Below are 14,549 nucleotides of genomic sequence, written 5' to 3'. Positions count from 1 at the left end.
AATTCAATGTGCGGGAATCAGCTCTCGCGCGTGCTCGAAGCGTCGCGCGGAGAAGGTGGGCAGTTCGCCGGGCATCGGCGCGCCCATGATCCACGGCGCGACCCGCAGCGCATGCGCGGCTGCCAGCGTCACGCCGCTATGGCAAGTGACGACGAACGCGCCGGGATGCGCCTCGGACTGGTCGTAGATCGGAAAGCCGTCGGGGCTGTAGACGCGCAACGCGGCCCACATGCGCACGAGCCGCACGTGTTGCAGCATCGGGAATGCACGCACGCCACGCCGGGCGATGTCGGCAAGCACATGGGTAGTCGTGAAATCGTCGAAGCCGACTTCTTCCATCGAATCGCCGAACTGCAGGCTGCCCTCGTCGGTCTGGCGCACGTTGAGCGTCGGATAGTGGAGAAACGGCGCAACGCGCTCGCTCACCAGCACCTGGCCGCGATTGGGCGCGACCGGCGCGTCGAGCCCGACGAACGGCGCGAGCACGCGATTGCCGAGTCCCGCCGCAAGCACGACCTTTGCAGCACGATAGGTCCCGCGTTTTCCGTGCACGACGAAGCCGTGCGCTTGCGGTTCGATGCGCTGCGCCCGCTCGCTCGACACGAGGCGCACGCCGCGAGCCTGCATTGCGGTGTGCAGCGCGCGCAACAGCTTGAGCGGGTTCACGTGGCCGTCCATCGGCGTGTAGCTCGCGCCGATTACTGCAGGCCCGACTTGCGGAATGCGCGCACGGACTTCGGCGGCATCGAGCATCTGATACGGGTAATCGCCCAGTTCGGCTTGCAGGGTAGAGAGGCGCTTGTCGCGTTCGGCGAGTTCGTCGTCATTGAAGCAGAAGTGGAAGCCGCCCGGCTGCTTCAGGGCGACGTCTATGCCGCTCTCCTCCAGCAGCGCCTGCGCGAGTTGCGGCCAGCGCGTGGCCGAACTGCGCGACCAGCGTGCGTATGGAGACAGGCCATAGCCCTTGCCCTGGATCCAGACGAGGCCAAAATTGCCGCGTGACGCGCGAAAGCCGCCGTCGTCCTCGTCCAGCACGGTTACGCGAGCGCCTTCGCGGGCAAGTCCGTAGGCCACGGCCGAACCCACGAGGCCGCCGCCTATGACGACCACGTCCGCGAGCGTATCGGGACTCGCGGCGGTGCTTGTCAATGTCATTGCGCTTCTCCGATCAGAATGCGGTCCAGTCCGACCATGCGGTCGAGCAGAACCATCAGCAGGACCGTGCCCACGATCAGCACCGCCGACACCGAAGCGACGAGCGGATCGATCGTCTGCGCGATCTGGTTGTACATGGCGACGGGCAGGGTGGTTGTGCCCGGAGTTGCGACGAAGATGGTCATCGTGAGTTCGTCGAAACTCTGGATGAACGAGAGCACCCAGCCGCCCGCTACGCCGGTGCGGATCATCGGCAGGACCACGCGGCGAAACGCGGTAAAGCGGCTTGCACCGCAGGAGAGTGCGGCGCGTTGCGCATCGCGATCGAGTCCGACTGCCGACGACAACGCGAGACGCAGCGCATACGGCAGCACGATGACCACATGCGCGCACACCAGCGACCAGAACGAGCCCGACAGATGCAGCAGCGACAGAAAGCGCAGGAACGCGATGCCGAGCACGACGGCGGGAATCATCATCGGTGAGAGAAAGAAGCTCGTGAGCGCGGCGCGGCCAGGAAAGCGATAGCGCGCGATGGCGAGCGCGGCGGGCACCGCGAGCAACACGCCGATGGTCGCGGCCGCGAACGCAAGCCGCACCGATAGCCAGAAGGCCGAGACAATGTCGCCGTTCTCGATGATCGCGCGAAACCAGCGCAGCGACGCGCCGTCGAAAGGCATCGAGATAAAGCCCTTGTCGGTGAAAGCGACGAGCATCACCACGACGAGGGGCGCAAGAATGAAGCTCAGGAAAAACGCGTTGTAGACGAGCCCGAGAATGCCGTTCTGTTTCATGATCGCTCTCCTTCGCTCAATCGAAGATGTGCCGGAAACGGCGTTCGGCGACTCGACTGCAGCCCATCACGATGGCCACGTTGGCGATCAGCAGCAGCACGGCGATGCTCGCGCCGAGCGGCCAGTTGAGCGTGCCGAGGAATTCGTCGTAGGCGGCGGTGGCGACCACCTTCAGGCGCCGCCCGCCGATCAGCGCAGGCGTGGCGAAAGCGGATGCCGACAGCGCGAACACGATGATCGAGCCCGACAGCACGCCCGGCATGATCTGCGGCAGCACCACGCGGCGAAACACCGCGAACGGAGAGCCGCCGAGCGAGCGGCCGGCCCATTCCACTTGCGGATCGAGCTTCTGCATGGTCGCCCAGACCGACATCACCATGAACGGCACGAGCACATGGGTGAGCGCGATGATCATGCCCGTCATGGTGAATACCAGACGGATCGGCTCGCTGGTGACATGCAGCGACTGGAGAACGTTGTTGAGCACACCGTTGTTGCCGAGCAGAATCTGCCAGCCGAGCGTGCGCACCACCACCGAAATGAGCAGAGGCCCCAGTACGACCAGCAGACACAGCGACTGCCACGGACGCTTCATCCGCGCGAGCACGATGGTCTCGGGCACGCCGAGCACGATGGACAGCAGCGTGACGGCGAAGGCCAGCCCCGCGGTGCGCAGGAAGATCGTGCCGTAGTACGGGTCGCTGACCACCTCCCAGTAGTTCTTGAGCGTATAGGCTGCGGTGACGCCGGCCGTATCGCTGAACACGCGGAACGACAGCATCAGTGTGAGCAGCAGCGGCACCAGTAAGAGACCGACAAAGAGCAGCAGCGCCGGCCCCGACAGCAACCACGGCGCGGCGCCGGGGCGATCGTCGTCAAGCGTGGCCATGAGCGCCCTCCGGACGGTCTTGCGTCAGCACGCGCAGGTCGTCGTCGGTCCATGCGAGGCCCACTTCATGGCCTTCCTCGGGCGGCGGCACACCGTGATTCGGCTGCGCGACCCGCAGTTTGCCGAGTTCGGTGTCTACCTCGAGCAGCCACTGATTACCGACGAACACACGTGTTGCGATGCGCCCGCGCAGCCGGGCATCGCCGTTGGCAAGGTGCACTTTCTCCGGCCGGATATACACATGCACTGCGCCGTCCACATGGCGGCCTTCGTGCGGCACATGCAGTGTCGTGCCCGCGACGTCGACCTCCGCGCAACGTGGATTACGGCGCAACACCTCGCCGGAGAACGCGTTGGTGCGGCCGAGAAACGTGGACGCAAAAGGCGTGGCGGGGCGCTCATAGGCGTCGTAGGGCGTGCTCAGTTGCGCAATGACGCCGCGATGCATGACGGCGATGCGATCGCTCATGGTCATTGCCTCGACCTGGTCGTGCGTGACCAGAATCGTCGTGATGCCGAGGCGCTTCTGGATCGCGCGCAGTTCGATGTGCATCTCTTCGCGCAGCTTGGCGTCGAGATTGGACATCGGCTCGTCGAGCAGCAGCAGTTCGGGTTCCATGGCAATGGCGCGTGCGATTGCGACGCGTTGCCGCTGGCCGCCCGACAGTTCCTTCGGATAGCGATGCCCGAGGCCCTTGAGGCGCACGAGAGACAGCGCTTCGGCAACACGCTCTTCGCGTTCCTTGCGCCTGACCTTGCGCATCTCGAGCCCGAAGCCGACGTTGCCTGCCACCGTCATGTGCGGAAACAGCGCGTAGCTCTGGAACACGACGCCGATGCCGCGCTTCTCAGGACGCTCGTTCGTGATGTCGCGTCCATCGAGCAGAATGCGGCCGGTGGTCGGCGAGACGAACCCGGCGACCATCTGCAGCGTGGTGGTCTTGCCGCAGCCGGACGGGCCGAGCAGCGCAAGCAGCTCGCCGCGTTCGACGTCCAGATCGATGTGCTCGATCGCGGTGAAATCGCCGTAGCGTTTCGAAATGCCTTGCAGAGTCAGGAAGGCCATACGCCTCGCTCCTTCATCAGATCGCGCGCCGCGCGAGGGACTTGCCGGTGCCGCGCATCAGCGCTCGACCGAACGGTTCCAGCGCTCCGTCCATTCCGTGCGATGCTGGTTGATGGTCGCCCAGTCCATCGAGGTCAGCTTCGAGATCTGATCGGGACCATAGGGCACGCGGGCAGCGATTTCCGGCGTCAGCTTCACTGTCTTGTTGACCGGACCGAGACCGATGCCTTGCGCCTGCACGGTTTGCACTTCCGGGCTCAACAGGTATTGCACGAACTGTTGCGACAACTGCGGCTGCGCATTCTCGGCGACGACGCACGCCGCTACCTGCAACGCGACCGCGCCTTCCTTCGGGTAGATGAATTTCAGCGGGAAGCCGGTGTTCTGCAATGCCACCGCGCGGCCACTGCCATACGGCGCGAGAATCACGTCGCCGGATTGCATATGGCCGTCCATCTCGCCGGGCGTCGGCGCCCAGGACAGCACGTTCGGCGCGACCTGTTTCGTCATTGCGGCAAAGCCCGGATCGATATTCTTTTCGCCGCCGCCGGACAGACGCGCGAGCATCACGAGCGTGTGCAGGCCGTATGTGTTGGTGATCGGCGGCACGCCAAGCTTGCCTTTGATGCGACTGTCCGTGAGCGACTTCCACGAGTCGGGCGGCGGCAGGCCAGCCTTTTTAAATGCTTCCTCGTTGTAGCCAATGCCCGTTGCGACCATGCCGACGCCTATCGCCGTGGGGCCGAGCCTCGCGAGCGGGTAGACGTCCTGCATCACGGGCGCGTCGTCGAGCTTCGCGCACAGATTCAACTGCATCGCCTGATACATGGGGCCGTCGTCCATTACCGCGACGTTGATCTGCTGGTGGCCTTTCTGCGCCTGGAGCTTGGCGAGCGTATCGCTCGAATTTCCCGCGACGTAGACGATCTTGACGTTATGCGCCTTTTCGAACGCCGGAATGATTTTTTGCCGGTAGACCTGCTCGTTCGAACCGCCAACGTTGGCGACATAAAGAGTGGTCTCGGCTTGCGCGAGAAGCGGCGCGGCGAGGCTCAAGGCGAAGGAAACGGCCGCGATTGCGGTGTGGGACGGGGCGGACAGACGGCGATGCAACGCTCTTTTCATGACGACGATCTCCAGTTCCGATGTGTGGGGGCGGGCTTCGCTGCCCTCGGTGAAAAGCAGTGTCGCGCCGGCTGGTCATGTCGTCCAATACGAATAAAATACCTATCCATGCATGGATGATATGGATTGGCACGCATTAGCCTGGGGAAAACACGCATGAATCTGAAGCATATCGAGGCGTTTCGCGCGGTGATGGTGTCGGGGTCGATGACCGCCGCGGCCAAGGCTCTTTTCACGTCGCAGCCGAACGTGAGCCGCCTCATCGCACAACTGGAACGGGATACCGGCTTGCAACTTTTTCAGCGCAGCGGCGTGCGTCTGATTCCGACGAGCGAGGGCGAGGCGTTCTTTCGGGAAGTCGACCGCGCTTTCGTCGGCTTGCAGGGGTTGGCGAATGCGGCCGCGCAGATTCGCAACCTCGGCAGCGGACGTCTGCGCATCGCAGCCATGCCTTCGGCGGGCATGACGCTGGTGCCGCATGCGATCAAACGCTTTGTCGAGCTATTTCCCGACGTGACCGTGTCGCTTCATGTGAATACGTCGGCCACGGTCAATCATTGGACGGCTTCGCAGTTTTGCGACCTGGGGGTGGCTGTGTACGTGAGCGAGGCATCCGATTGCGAGGTCGAGCAGCTTTCGGACGTGGCCGCCGTTTGCGTGATGCCGGCTGCGCATCGGCTCGCGGCAAAACGCATCATCAAGCCGGAGGACCTGGAGGGCGAGTCGTTCATTTCGCTTTGTCACGGTGACGGCACGCGCGCGTTGATGGACGAAGTGTTCCTGCGTGCGGGCGTGCAGCGCGTGCTGGCAATCGAGGCGCAATACACGGCAATGTGCTGCGAGATGGTCCGTCACGGCATGGGCGTGACGCTCGCGCATCCGATCGTCGCGCGCGACTATGCCGGGCCGGACATTGCCATTCGCCCGTTCGTGCCGGCCACGCGCTTTCAGACCTATCTGCTGTTTCCTCCGCACAGGCCACGGGAGCGGCTCGCGTTGGCGTTCGTGGAAGTCTTGCGTGGACTGCATGACGAGCTGCTCGCGGAGGTTGTGCCGCCGGCGCGCAGCGGCGCGCCGCGCGCTCGGGCAAAGCAGCGAGTGGGAGTTTGACGGGCTTCGCCTTCAGGGGCGCGGGTCAACCGTTCGTGTGACAAAGACTAAAACAGCTTGCGCCACTGATCGTCCTGCATGTCCGCGCGAGTGTTGACCTCGATCAGCAGGCCGCCAGGCGCGCGGCAGAAGAACCGCGATCCGCGTGTGTTATTGAACACGCCCGTTTCCATTTGCACGCCGCCTTGAAGGAATTCGTCATGCAAAGTGTGGAGATCGTCCAGACTGGCAACCTCCAGCCCGAAATGGAAGTTGTTCGGCCAGACGGGTGCTTCGCCGGTGGTGTGCTCCAGAACAATGTCGAAACCATTGCGCTTGAGCAGACGGTGCTCGCCGGCGGCGACGACTTCGCAGCCCAGGTATTTTTCGAAAAAGGCAGCGGTTTCGGCTACGTCGGTAGTGGGAAAGCTCAGGTGGTTGAGCTTCGCTTCTTTGTGGAGATTCATGATGGCGCTCGCAGAATACGTTGAAGATGTCGTGGATAACGCGGCGTCCGGCCTATAACCGGCAGCCCCGACTGTGTTGCTCCCACGGAATCTATTTTGCGAGTGATCGCTCGGTTTTGAAACTCGCATTGCGTTGCGCGTTTTCACGTCTGCTACGGCCGGCACTGGCAAGGGCTGCGCAGTGTTAAGACGTTTTCAATCCGAGCGTTTGCTCGTATTTGAGCGCGTTGTTCATTTACGGGATCGCGGCTTCTCAGGCTGTCGATCCACGATACCCAAATATCCGCTCAATGCCCGGCCGACCCGTGCTTCCAAAGCCGCACGATCCGACTCTCCACGTTCGCCCGCACCGTCCACGATTGCACGGATGATCGCAACGAGATCGTCCGTGGCGATCTGCATGTCGGTCTGCGGCGGAATATCGTCGCGCGCCAGAATCTGCTCGATCACCTCGCGAAACGCTGCTTTCGACTTGGCGAGTTCTCTTGCGATAGCAGGGCGGTTTTCTTCGAAGTCGAGCACACGGGCCAGCGCGGGGCGACGTAGCTGCTGGCGCACGGAGACGGTGACCAGGTGCTTCAACGCGCTCTGCCCCGTCGGCTCGTGCAACGCGCTTGCGCTTCCGCAAAGAAGACAGCCAGCTCCCGTTTGCTCAGCGCAACGATAAGCGCGTCCTTGTTGGGGAAATACTGATACAGCGTGCCGACACTGACGCCCGCGCGCTGCGCGACGAGATTGGTATTCAGACCGTCCGAGCCTTTGACTTCGAGGACGAGCGCTGCCGCTTCGAGAATGGTGGCGACGGTTTGCTGGGCGCGGGATTGCTGCGGAACCTTGCGCGGTTTGAGTGACTGGCGCCTGCTTGTCTTCACGATGCGGCCTGGTAAAAGCGAGTGTAGGCTCGGATTTTACCGTGCAGCAGTCCGCGTGCAAGTTGACCCCGGACCGCTGGCGGCTTTCCAATTGCTCGCGCCGCGTGTTGACGAAGCGCGCGTTGCCTACGTGAGTTCGGCTTCTGTCGATACGGGCTCGAAACGGCGCGATCCGTCATGCAGCGGGTTCTCGGCCGGCGCGAACGCGTGGAGCGTGAGCCATTCGCCATACCCGGCGACCAGAAAACCTCCGGATCGCTGGATGTATTGATCGCGTGACGCTTGATAGACTGTTTTCAGCGCGAACCACGGCACATGCGGCAAGTCGTGATGGACCAGATGAAAATTGTTATTCAAAAAGAGCAGCCGCCAGAAGAGGGCCGCCTCGTTCAAAACCGTGCGATGTTCAATATCGTTTGCGGCACGGTGCTCGCGAAATGAACGAATCGAGCCGAGCGACATCGACCCATACCCCACGCCGACGATGAACACCCACGCCGGAATAGAGCACACGTAGTGCAGCCACGCGGTGAGCGCGGCCAATGCGATGACGTGCGCGAGCCAGGCGGGCACGTCGCGCCAGTCGCCGAGCTTTACCTTGCGCAATGCATCGACGCCGGTTGCCGCAATCGCAAACGCCGGTCCCACGACCAGGCGGCCTACAAACGTATTGCGCCAGATGATCAGCGCGCGCATCGCCCAGCCTGCGCGGTGCCACACACGAGCATCGACGAAATAGCTCTCCGGATCGCGCCCGGGCTGCGTCAAATGCGCGTCGTCATGATGCTGAAGATGCGACTCGCGATACACGCGATACGGGAACCACACGGCCAGCGGCGCGAAGCCAAACAGTGCATTCACTCGAGGTGAGCATGTCGGGTGGCCGTGGAGCAGTTCATGTTGCAGCGACATGTACCACGCGCTGACCAACGCGAGCAGGGCTGCGGTCAGTGGCAAGCCCAGTACGCGCGCATGGGTTGCAACGCCGAACCATGCGCTGTAGATCGCGACGATCAGTAGCCATGTGGGCCATTGCGTGCGCCAGGTCCAACTCGTTGCCAGCCTTGCGATGGCTTTGCGTTGCGTGTCGTCGAGGTAGATCGCCATCGGCTGAATCGGTCGGATGCATGTTTGAAGCGATCCTACCGAGCCATGCGCCGCCTCAGAACCAATTTGTTCAGGATTGCATTTTCGCCGCGACGGGTAAGGGCGGCCAGGGTCGGGCCCGACTGCGACCGGGCAACGACCGGGGCAAATTCACTTTGTCGCAATAGTGAACGATCCTTCTGGATACTGGCTGCACATGAACTCCACGAAGGCCCGCACTTTGGGGCTTTGCAAACGACGGGACGTGTGCAGGACCCAAAGCTCGACGTCGTTGCCCGCGATTCCCCATGTCACCAGTTTGCCGCCCTCAAGCAGACCGCCGATGATCGACTCCGGCAACATGGCCGCCCCGGCGCCGGCGGCAATGGCGTCGCGGACCATCAACAGCGAAGATAGCCGAAGAACAGGTTGCGGCTCGACGGTGAATTGACCATTGCCGACAGACCAGACATCTCCGTCGCGATAGCTCGGCATGACGACGGCCGGAACCGGGACAGGTTTATCGCCGCTGCCTTGCGGCATTTGAACCGATGGTGCAGCGGCAAGTACCAGCCGGTCCTTGGCGAAGCACCTGCCGACCAAGGTGCTGTCGCTGTGTGGATTGATGCGGATGGCCGCGTCGAAATGTTCGTCGACGAGATCGACGGGGCGATCGTCCGCAACCACTTCGAGTTCCACTTCGGGATAGCTGGCAATGAACTGAGCGGCGAGGTGTCCCAGCGCCATCTGCGAAAACAGCAACGGTGCCGCGACGCGTAGGCGGCCTCGCGGCGTGGCGAGCCCGTCTCGTGCCGCCGCGACTGCTTCGGCTACCTCGTGCATCGGCCCTTCGGTTCGGGTCAGCAGCAACTGGCCGGCCTCGGTCAACTCCAGGCTACGAGTGCCTCGCTCGATGAGCCGAACGCCCAACGCTTCTTCGAGGTCGGCGACGCGGCGCGACAGCGTGGCTTTGGAACGGCCGCTGGCGCGGCTCGCTTTGCCAAAACCGCCGCGAGCGGCCACGAGTTGAAAGTCGTCTAGCGCGTTCAGGTCCATGGTGTCTCAATTGTGATACGAGGAGTCTCGATTTTATGGTCTTTGTTTTGAATGTGAAACTCCTTATTGTTGGGGTGTACGGCAACCAAACGCTCAAAGGAGTTTCTTATGAACAACGTTCGCGCAGTCGTCCTGACTAGATACGGCGGCCCCGACGCCATCACGATTTCTTCCGTCGCCGCACCGGTGGCGGAAGCTGGCCAGGTTCTCGTCCGTGTGCATGCCGCCGGTGTCAATGGACTGGATTGGAAGGTTCGGGAGGGTTACGTGAGGGACGCTTTTCCGCTGGAGTTGCCGACCGTTCTCGGCATCGAGCTGGCCGGCGTCGTGGAGGCAGTGGGCCCCGGCGTCACCCGGTTGCGCAAGGGCGACCGCGTCATGGGCGCGCCGGGCGCGCTGGGCGCCTACGCCGAGTGGGTGGCGGTGAACGCGGCCAACCTCGCCACGATGCCCGACTCGATGAGTTTCGTGGAGGCAGCAGCGTTACCGGTCGCAGCGGTGGCGGCATGGCAAAGCCTTAACTTCGCCGGACCGATACGTGCCGGACAGCGCATCCTGATTCAGGGCGCGGCCGGCGGTCTGGGCGGATTCGCGGTGCAGTACGCGCATCAGGCCGGCGCCGAGGTGTTTGCGACCGCCCTAAGCAGCGATGTGGACTATGTCCGCAGCCTCGGCGCGGACCATGTCATCGCCTACGACCAGCAGCAGTTCGAAACCTTGGTAAGCGGCGTAGATCTTGTTCTCGACTATGTCGGCGGCGACGTGCTTGCCCGCTCGTGGTCCGTGCTTTCTGCAGATGGGGTCGTGGTGAGCACTGCGTCGCCGGACATTCTGAGGAGCGCCCCGGCCGGGCGTCGCGGCTTGTGGTTCGTGAACACGCCGGATGCCGCGCGGCTGCAACAGATCGCCGACGACGTGTCGCACGGGCGTTTGCAGTCCAAGGTCAGTGCCGTCGTGCGCTTCGAAGAGTTGCCCACGGCGATCGAACGCAATCGGACCCAGCCACAGGTCGGCAAAACCGCGGCGGATTTTTTCCTTTAAATCGACTTTCCAGAATTGGAGCAAATCATGAGTATTCTCGTCACCGGTGCATCGGGCACCGTAGGTATGCAGATCGTCCAGCGCCTCGCTTCCAGCGGGGTCGAAGTCAAAGCGCTGGTTCGAGCGCCGGGTAAAACGGCGCTTCCGTCGGGCGTGGCGGAAGTCGTCGGCGACATGAGCAATGTGAGTTCGATGCGCGCGGCGTTGTCGTCGGTGCGCACGCTGTTTCTGCTCAACGCGGTCGTCCCGGACGAAGTCACGCAGGCATTGGTCACGTTGAACCTGGCGCGAGATGCGGGCATCGAGCGCATCGTCTATCTGTCAGTGATTCACGCCGACCTCTATACCAATGTGCCTCATTTCACAGGCAAGCACACCGTCGAGCGGATGATCCAAAGCCTCGACATGCCCGCGACCATTCTGCGTCCCGCCTACTTCATACAGAACGACGAACGCATCAAGTCCGTCGTCGAGAGCCACGGCATTTATCCGATGCCTATCGGCCACGCTGGCGTGAACATGGTCGACGTGCGGGACATTGCCGACACCGCCGCGGCCGAACTGCTGGCGCGGCACCGCGCAGCCGATGCACTGCCCGGCCGCACGCTCGAAGTTGTAGGCCCCGAAGCGTTGACCGGCGAGTCGGTCGCGCGCATCTGGAGCGAAGCGTTGCAGCGCGAAATCCGCTACGCAGGCGATGACCTGGACGGTTTCGAGCAGCAACTGGCGGGAAATGGGCCCGACTGGATGGCCTACGACATGCGCCTGATGATGGCTGGTATCCAGCGCCACGGTATGCGCGCGGATGACAATGCAGTGGATGAGCTCTCGAAGATGCTGGGACGGCCATTGCGGACCTATCGTGATGCCGTGCACGAGATGCTTGGCTCGAGTGAGTAGTCGGCGGGTGACGGAGCGTGATGAGTGGGCGGTGGAACGGCCGACGGGGCGGGTAGTGGCGAAACGCGTTAGCGAACCGGTCGCACAGCGCATATCGTTATGTGATGGACACGCGTCCGTTAGCGAGCCCGCCTCCCGGCGTATCGTGCAGTACGCCGGCCTGCTGCTCATCCGGCGAATGGGCGCGACCAAACGTGTGAAGAGAATGCCGATGATAGGCAGCTAGCGTCCGCGACGGGGCATCGACCGGAAACACATCATGTTAGTCGAATGGAAGCAACGCCTCAGGCTCTTCGTCCGGCGATTCTGGCAGCCGACCAGTGCATGTATGACGTGCATGCCCGGGAGTTGGGGCAATCTGCTGAGCCTCGGGCATTGGGCGATTGCACTGCAGACGGGGCTGTTCACCGGCGTGCTCGCCGTACTGCTGACTTTCACGCCGGCGAGGAAACTCTATGCGCACCGATACGGCAATGCATTGGTTGTCGGCTGCCTGACAGCGATTGGCGATGCCTATTCGCATCCGAGTCACTACCGCATCCCCGTCGTCGAGCACGTGTTGACCGGCATCATTTCAGGTCTATTCGCGCTGGGCGGCTCATATCTCTTCGAAGATCGCGGGCGGCGCATCCGCGCGGCCTGGGCGCGGTTTTTTGGTTAGCTCGTGCGCGGCCTGCGTGCTTCGCAGGGTAAGACGTCGAGGCAATTTCTCCACTGATCATATAAACGCGGCGCGCAATGCTGGCCTACACAGCGCCGCGCAACGACCACGCGTGGCCGCCCACAACCGTAACGGCCCCCAATTTTCACGTTGCACCGCATCCAAAAGAAGCCTATAACCATCCCATTGGATGGTATTCGGATGGAAACATGGAAAACTCGACAGCGAACCTCGCGACTCGTCCGAAGGGCGGTGAGTCGGAAAAAATCACGATCAACCTTGGCCCCGTTGACTTGGGGCAAATCGATCTGCTGGTACAGGAAGGTTTCTATTCGAACCGGACCGACCTGATCCGCACGGCTATTCGCAACCAGCTTGCGCTGCACGCGCAGGTTGTTCAGGAGACCGTGAGCCGCCGCGCGCTCGTGCTCGGCCTACAGCATTTTTCGCGAGAGGATCTCGAGGCGGTTCGGGCGGCGCATCAGCGTCTCACGATCCAGGTGCTCGGACTGGCCAGCATTGCTGCCGACGTTACCCCTGAACTTGCGCTTGCGACCATTGACAGCGTTGTCGTGCTCGGAGCGTTTCACGCATCCGCTGCGGTCAAGACGGCGCTCGCCGGCAGAATCCGCTAACTGCCGACGCACGACACTCAACACTCAACACGTTTACCGGACAAAACAGATGAAACTCGATGAAGGTTTTTTGACCTCGATGCGCGAAGCAATGACCTTGCTGCGCACCCGTGGGCCCGCCGAAGCGACTGAAGCAATACAACGTGCTCTGGGCGGCAACGCCGAGGGCTCTTCGCATGGAACAGCGTCCTGGCATGCCACGCCGGAAGCGTTCACCGTTCCGTTCGAGCGGCCGGCGGCAAAGCACGCCGAGACGGTCAATGCGCGCGAAGCCCGCGCCGATATCCAGGACCGGGGACACTTCAGCACGCACGCGTTTTCGAACGCCGCCGGTCGCCGGCAATATCGGCTGTATGTGCCGGCGGAAAGCCAGGGCGAGCCGCTTCCGTTGATCGTCATGCTGCACGGTTGCACACAGAACGCCGACGATTTCGCCGCGGGCACACAGATGAACGCACTTGCGGAGCGGCATCGATTTCTGGTCGCTTACCCGGAGCAGCCGCAGCAGGCCAATCCGTCGAAATGCTGGAACTGGTTCAAGCCCGGTGACCAGCAATGCGAACGCGGCGAGCCCTCGTTGATCGCCGGCATCACGCGCGAGATCATTGCGGAGCAGAACGTCGATCCCACGCGCGTGTACGTCGCGGGGCTCTCGGCCGGTGGCGCAATGGCGGCGATCATGGTTGCCGAATATCCGGAACTCTATGCGGCGGCCGGCGTGCATTCGGGTCTTCCGGCACGATGCGCGCACGATCTTCCGTCCGCACTCGCAGCGATGAAAGGCGGCAAGCGTCCGGTACAGGCGCGGCGCGGCGCGCACGGCACCGCTTCGTTACCGAAGCGGCCGGTGATCGTCTTTCACGGTGACGCCGACGCCACGGTTAACATACGCAATGCGGCGCAACTCGTCGACGGCTTCTCAGCGCGGCCGCAAGGCGACGGCGAGCAGCGTCGGACCGATGCAGGCGGACGCGCGTGTACCGTCTCGCGGCTCGTGTCGGCGGACGGTATCGACGCAGAACTGTGGACCATTCACGGCGCCCCGCACGCATGGGCCGGCGGCAATGCGCGGGGCAGCTATACGGATCCCGCAGGTCCTGACGCGAGCGCGGAAATGCTGCGATTCTTTCTTGAACATCCGCAGCGGCGATAGTGCGGTTGGTTTTCGGTTGGCGCGCGGTTGGCGTGCGGTTGGCGCGCGATGGGCGATCGCGCCGACCGATGAATTGCTGTCACTCTGGATAAAGGCAACATGAGACGACTACTAGTTGCTGCGCTCGCAGCCACCTCTTTAGCCACTGGCGTTCATGCGCAAAGCAACGACTCGGGCCCGCTCGATACGCCGTCGGGCAAGCTGCAATTCGTTCGCGCAGGGCATGATTTCACGGCGATGCTCGACAACGAAGTATTCGATCGCTTCGGTGCGAATACGCTCACGCATTTCGACGACGTGGGCAACGCCGATGACGCGGTCAGACGCATGCTCGTGCAGACCGATTCGGGTCCGGTGCTTTACGACTTTCGCCACCGTCCTGCACTTGTGCAGCGCGTTGGCGCGCGTATGACGGTCAAGCGCGTGTTCTGGCAAGGCGAGGAAGTCGTGATGCAAGGTTCCCAAGGCTGGTTCGCGTTCAGACGCGGCGTGCTGACGAAACTGCAGTCGTCCACGACTACTTACCACTGATACCCGCAGCAGCAAACAACACAGACGCA

The 14,549-nt window shown here is 62.8% G+C and carries 17 protein-coding genes; 7 read left to right on the top strand and 10 right to left on the bottom strand.

Annotated features, from left to right (window positions below; translation table 11 throughout):
• Window positions 1–3: 3 nt before the first annotated feature.
• From H281_RS0106570 to H281_RS0106550, 5 genes are read right to left on the bottom strand one after another with little or no spacing between them, the layout of a single operon-like run.
• Window positions 4–1,155, bottom strand: coding sequence for an NAD(P)/FAD-dependent oxidoreductase (locus H281_RS0106570; RefSeq protein ID WP_020066287.1), 1,152 nt, complete (start codon window positions 1,153–1,155; stop codon window positions 4–6).
• Entirely contained in the window at window positions 1,152–1,949 is a 798-nt protein-coding gene (locus tag H281_RS0106565) for an ABC transporter permease (RefSeq protein WP_020066286.1), read from the bottom strand. Before H281_RS0106565 ends, H281_RS0106570 begins: the two co-directional genes overlap by 4 nt.
• A gap of 16 nt (window positions 1,950–1,965) precedes the next feature.
• Complete coding sequence (locus tag H281_RS0106560) at window positions 1,966–2,838, bottom strand: ABC transporter permease (RefSeq protein WP_020066285.1); 873 nt, start codon at window positions 2,836–2,838, stop codon at window positions 1,966–1,968.
• Window positions 2,825–3,904 (bottom strand): ABC transporter ATP-binding protein, encoded by a 1,080-nt coding sequence (locus tag H281_RS0106555; protein WP_020066284.1) that lies wholly within the window; start codon window positions 3,902–3,904, stop codon window positions 2,825–2,827. Before H281_RS0106555 ends, H281_RS0106560 begins: the two co-directional genes overlap by 14 nt.
• 57 nt (window positions 3,905–3,961) lie before the next feature.
• A complete protein-coding gene (locus H281_RS0106550) occupies window positions 3,962–5,029 on the bottom strand; it encodes an ABC transporter substrate-binding protein (RefSeq protein WP_020066283.1) in 1,068 nt (355 codons plus the stop codon).
• A gap of 156 nt (window positions 5,030–5,185) precedes the next feature.
• On the opposite strand from H281_RS0106550, the gene H281_RS0106545 reads away from it, so the two are divergent.
• Window positions 5,186–6,139 carry a LysR substrate-binding domain-containing protein gene (locus H281_RS0106545; RefSeq protein WP_020066282.1) on the top strand — a complete coding sequence of 318 codons (954 nt, stop codon included), beginning with the start codon at window positions 5,186–5,188 and terminating at the stop codon, window positions 6,137–6,139.
• Between the two features lie 47 nt (window positions 6,140–6,186).
• Here the strand turns inward: H281_RS0106545 and H281_RS0106540 are convergent, their stop codons facing one another.
• From H281_RS0106540 to H281_RS0106525, 5 genes are all read right to left on the bottom strand, one after another.
• The gene (locus H281_RS0106540; RefSeq protein WP_020066281.1) at window positions 6,187–6,585 is read right to left on the bottom strand and encodes a VOC family protein; all 399 of its coding nucleotides are present in this window, start codon (window positions 6,583–6,585) and stop codon (window positions 6,187–6,189) included.
• A 231-nt stretch (window positions 6,586–6,816) separates the two neighbouring features.
• The gene (locus H281_RS37230; protein WP_241077853.1) at window positions 6,817–7,143 is read right to left on the bottom strand and encodes a hypothetical protein; all 327 of its coding nucleotides are present in this window, start codon (window positions 7,141–7,143) and stop codon (window positions 6,817–6,819) included.
• Window positions 7,144–7,163: 20 nt separating this feature from the next.
• Entirely contained in the window at window positions 7,164–7,457 is a 294-nt protein-coding gene (locus H281_RS37225) for a TetR/AcrR family transcriptional regulator (RefSeq protein ID WP_241077842.1), read from the bottom strand.
• A 126-nt stretch (window positions 7,458–7,583) separates the two neighbouring features.
• Complete coding sequence (locus H281_RS34380) at window positions 7,584–8,564, bottom strand: fatty acid desaturase (protein ID WP_020066280.1); 981 nt, start codon at window positions 8,562–8,564, stop codon at window positions 7,584–7,586.
• A gap of 150 nt (window positions 8,565–8,714) precedes the next feature.
• Window positions 8,715–9,599 carry a LysR family transcriptional regulator gene (locus tag H281_RS0106525; RefSeq protein WP_020066279.1) on the bottom strand — a complete coding sequence of 295 codons (885 nt, stop codon included), beginning with the start codon at window positions 9,597–9,599 and terminating at the stop codon, window positions 8,715–8,717.
• A gap of 108 nt (window positions 9,600–9,707) precedes the next feature.
• Between H281_RS0106525 and H281_RS0106520 the strand changes: the two genes are divergently transcribed.
• The 6 genes from H281_RS0106520 (at window position 9,708) to H281_RS0106495 (ending at window position 14,520) form a co-directional block, all read left to right on the top strand.
• A complete protein-coding gene (locus H281_RS0106520) occupies window positions 9,708–10,640 on the top strand; it encodes an NADP-dependent oxidoreductase (RefSeq protein WP_020066278.1) in 933 nt (310 codons plus the stop codon).
• A 27-nt stretch (window positions 10,641–10,667) separates the two neighbouring features.
• Entirely contained in the window at window positions 10,668–11,540 is an 873-nt protein-coding gene (locus H281_RS0106515; protein ID WP_020066277.1) for an SDR family oxidoreductase, read from the top strand.
• A 259-nt stretch (window positions 11,541–11,799) separates the two neighbouring features.
• Window positions 11,800–12,201 (top strand): hypothetical protein, encoded by a 402-nt coding sequence (locus H281_RS0106510; protein WP_020066276.1) that lies wholly within the window; start codon window positions 11,800–11,802, stop codon window positions 12,199–12,201.
• Window positions 12,202–12,410: 209 nt separating this feature from the next.
• Window positions 12,411–12,836, top strand: a complete 426-nt coding sequence (locus tag H281_RS0106505) for a CopG family transcriptional regulator (protein ID WP_020066275.1) — start codon at window positions 12,411–12,413, stop codon at window positions 12,834–12,836.
• 49 nt (window positions 12,837–12,885) lie between these two features.
• The gene (locus H281_RS0106500; RefSeq protein WP_020066274.1) at window positions 12,886–13,989 is read left to right on the top strand and encodes an extracellular catalytic domain type 1 short-chain-length polyhydroxyalkanoate depolymerase; all 1,104 of its coding nucleotides are present in this window, start codon (window positions 12,886–12,888) and stop codon (window positions 13,987–13,989) included.
• A 99-nt stretch (window positions 13,990–14,088) separates the two neighbouring features.
• On the top strand, window positions 14,089–14,520 hold the full coding sequence (locus H281_RS0106495) for a hypothetical protein (protein WP_020066273.1): 432 nt from the start codon (window positions 14,089–14,091) through the stop codon (window positions 14,518–14,520).
• Window positions 14,521–14,549: the final 29 nt, after the last annotated feature.

The sequence above is a fragment of the Paraburkholderia caledonica genome (assembly GCF_000383275.1).
GTDB lineage: Bacteria > Pseudomonadota > Gammaproteobacteria > Burkholderiales > Burkholderiaceae > Paraburkholderia > Paraburkholderia caledonica.
The sequence above is the reverse complement of the archived record's forward strand: the minus strand, read 5'-3'. Positions and strand labels throughout refer to the sequence as shown.

What these genes read in the sequence shown, in the direction of transcription:
- H281_RS0106555 (WP_020066284.1), bottom strand. Translation starts at nt 3,904, where the DNA reads ATGGCCTTCCTGACTCTGCAAGGCATTTCGAAACGCTACGGCGATTTC.
- H281_RS0106570 (WP_020066287.1), bottom strand. Translation starts at nt 1,155, where the DNA reads ATGACATTGACAAGCACCGCCGCGAGTCCCGATACGCTCGCGGACGTG.
- H281_RS0106550 (WP_020066283.1), bottom strand. Translation starts at nt 5,029, where the DNA reads ATGAAAAGAGCGTTGCATCGCCGTCTGTCCGCCCCGTCCCACACCGCA.
- H281_RS0106545 (WP_020066282.1), top strand. Translation starts at nt 5,186, where the DNA reads ATGAATCTGAAGCATATCGAGGCGTTTCGCGCGGTGATGGTGTCGGGG.
- H281_RS0106565 (WP_020066286.1), bottom strand. Translation starts at nt 1,949, where the DNA reads ATGAAACAGAACGGCATTCTCGGGCTCGTCTACAACGCGTTTTTCCTG.
- H281_RS0106505 (WP_020066275.1), top strand. Translation starts at nt 12,411, where the DNA reads ATGGAAAACTCGACAGCGAACCTCGCGACTCGTCCGAAGGGCGGTGAG.
- H281_RS0106560 (WP_020066285.1), bottom strand. Translation starts at nt 2,838, where the DNA reads ATGGCCACGCTTGACGACGATCGCCCCGGCGCCGCGCCGTGGTTGCTG.
- H281_RS0106500 (WP_020066274.1), top strand. Translation starts at nt 12,886, where the DNA reads ATGAAACTCGATGAAGGTTTTTTGACCTCGATGCGCGAAGCAATGACC.
- H281_RS0106525 (WP_020066279.1), bottom strand. Translation starts at nt 9,599, where the DNA reads ATGGACCTGAACGCGCTAGACGACTTTCAACTCGTGGCCGCTCGCGGC.
- H281_RS0106495 (WP_020066273.1), top strand. Translation starts at nt 14,089, where the DNA reads ATGAGACGACTACTAGTTGCTGCGCTCGCAGCCACCTCTTTAGCCACT.
- H281_RS0106540 (WP_020066281.1), bottom strand. Translation starts at nt 6,585, where the DNA reads ATGAATCTCCACAAAGAAGCGAAGCTCAACCACCTGAGCTTTCCCACT.
- H281_RS0106510 (WP_020066276.1), top strand. Translation starts at nt 11,800, where the DNA reads ATGTTAGTCGAATGGAAGCAACGCCTCAGGCTCTTCGTCCGGCGATTC.
- H281_RS34380 (WP_020066280.1), bottom strand. Translation starts at nt 8,564, where the DNA reads ATGGCGATCTACCTCGACGACACGCAACGCAAAGCCATCGCAAGGCTG.
- H281_RS0106520 (WP_020066278.1), top strand. Translation starts at nt 9,708, where the DNA reads ATGAACAACGTTCGCGCAGTCGTCCTGACTAGATACGGCGGCCCCGAC.
- H281_RS0106515 (WP_020066277.1), top strand. Translation starts at nt 10,668, where the DNA reads ATGAGTATTCTCGTCACCGGTGCATCGGGCACCGTAGGTATGCAGATC.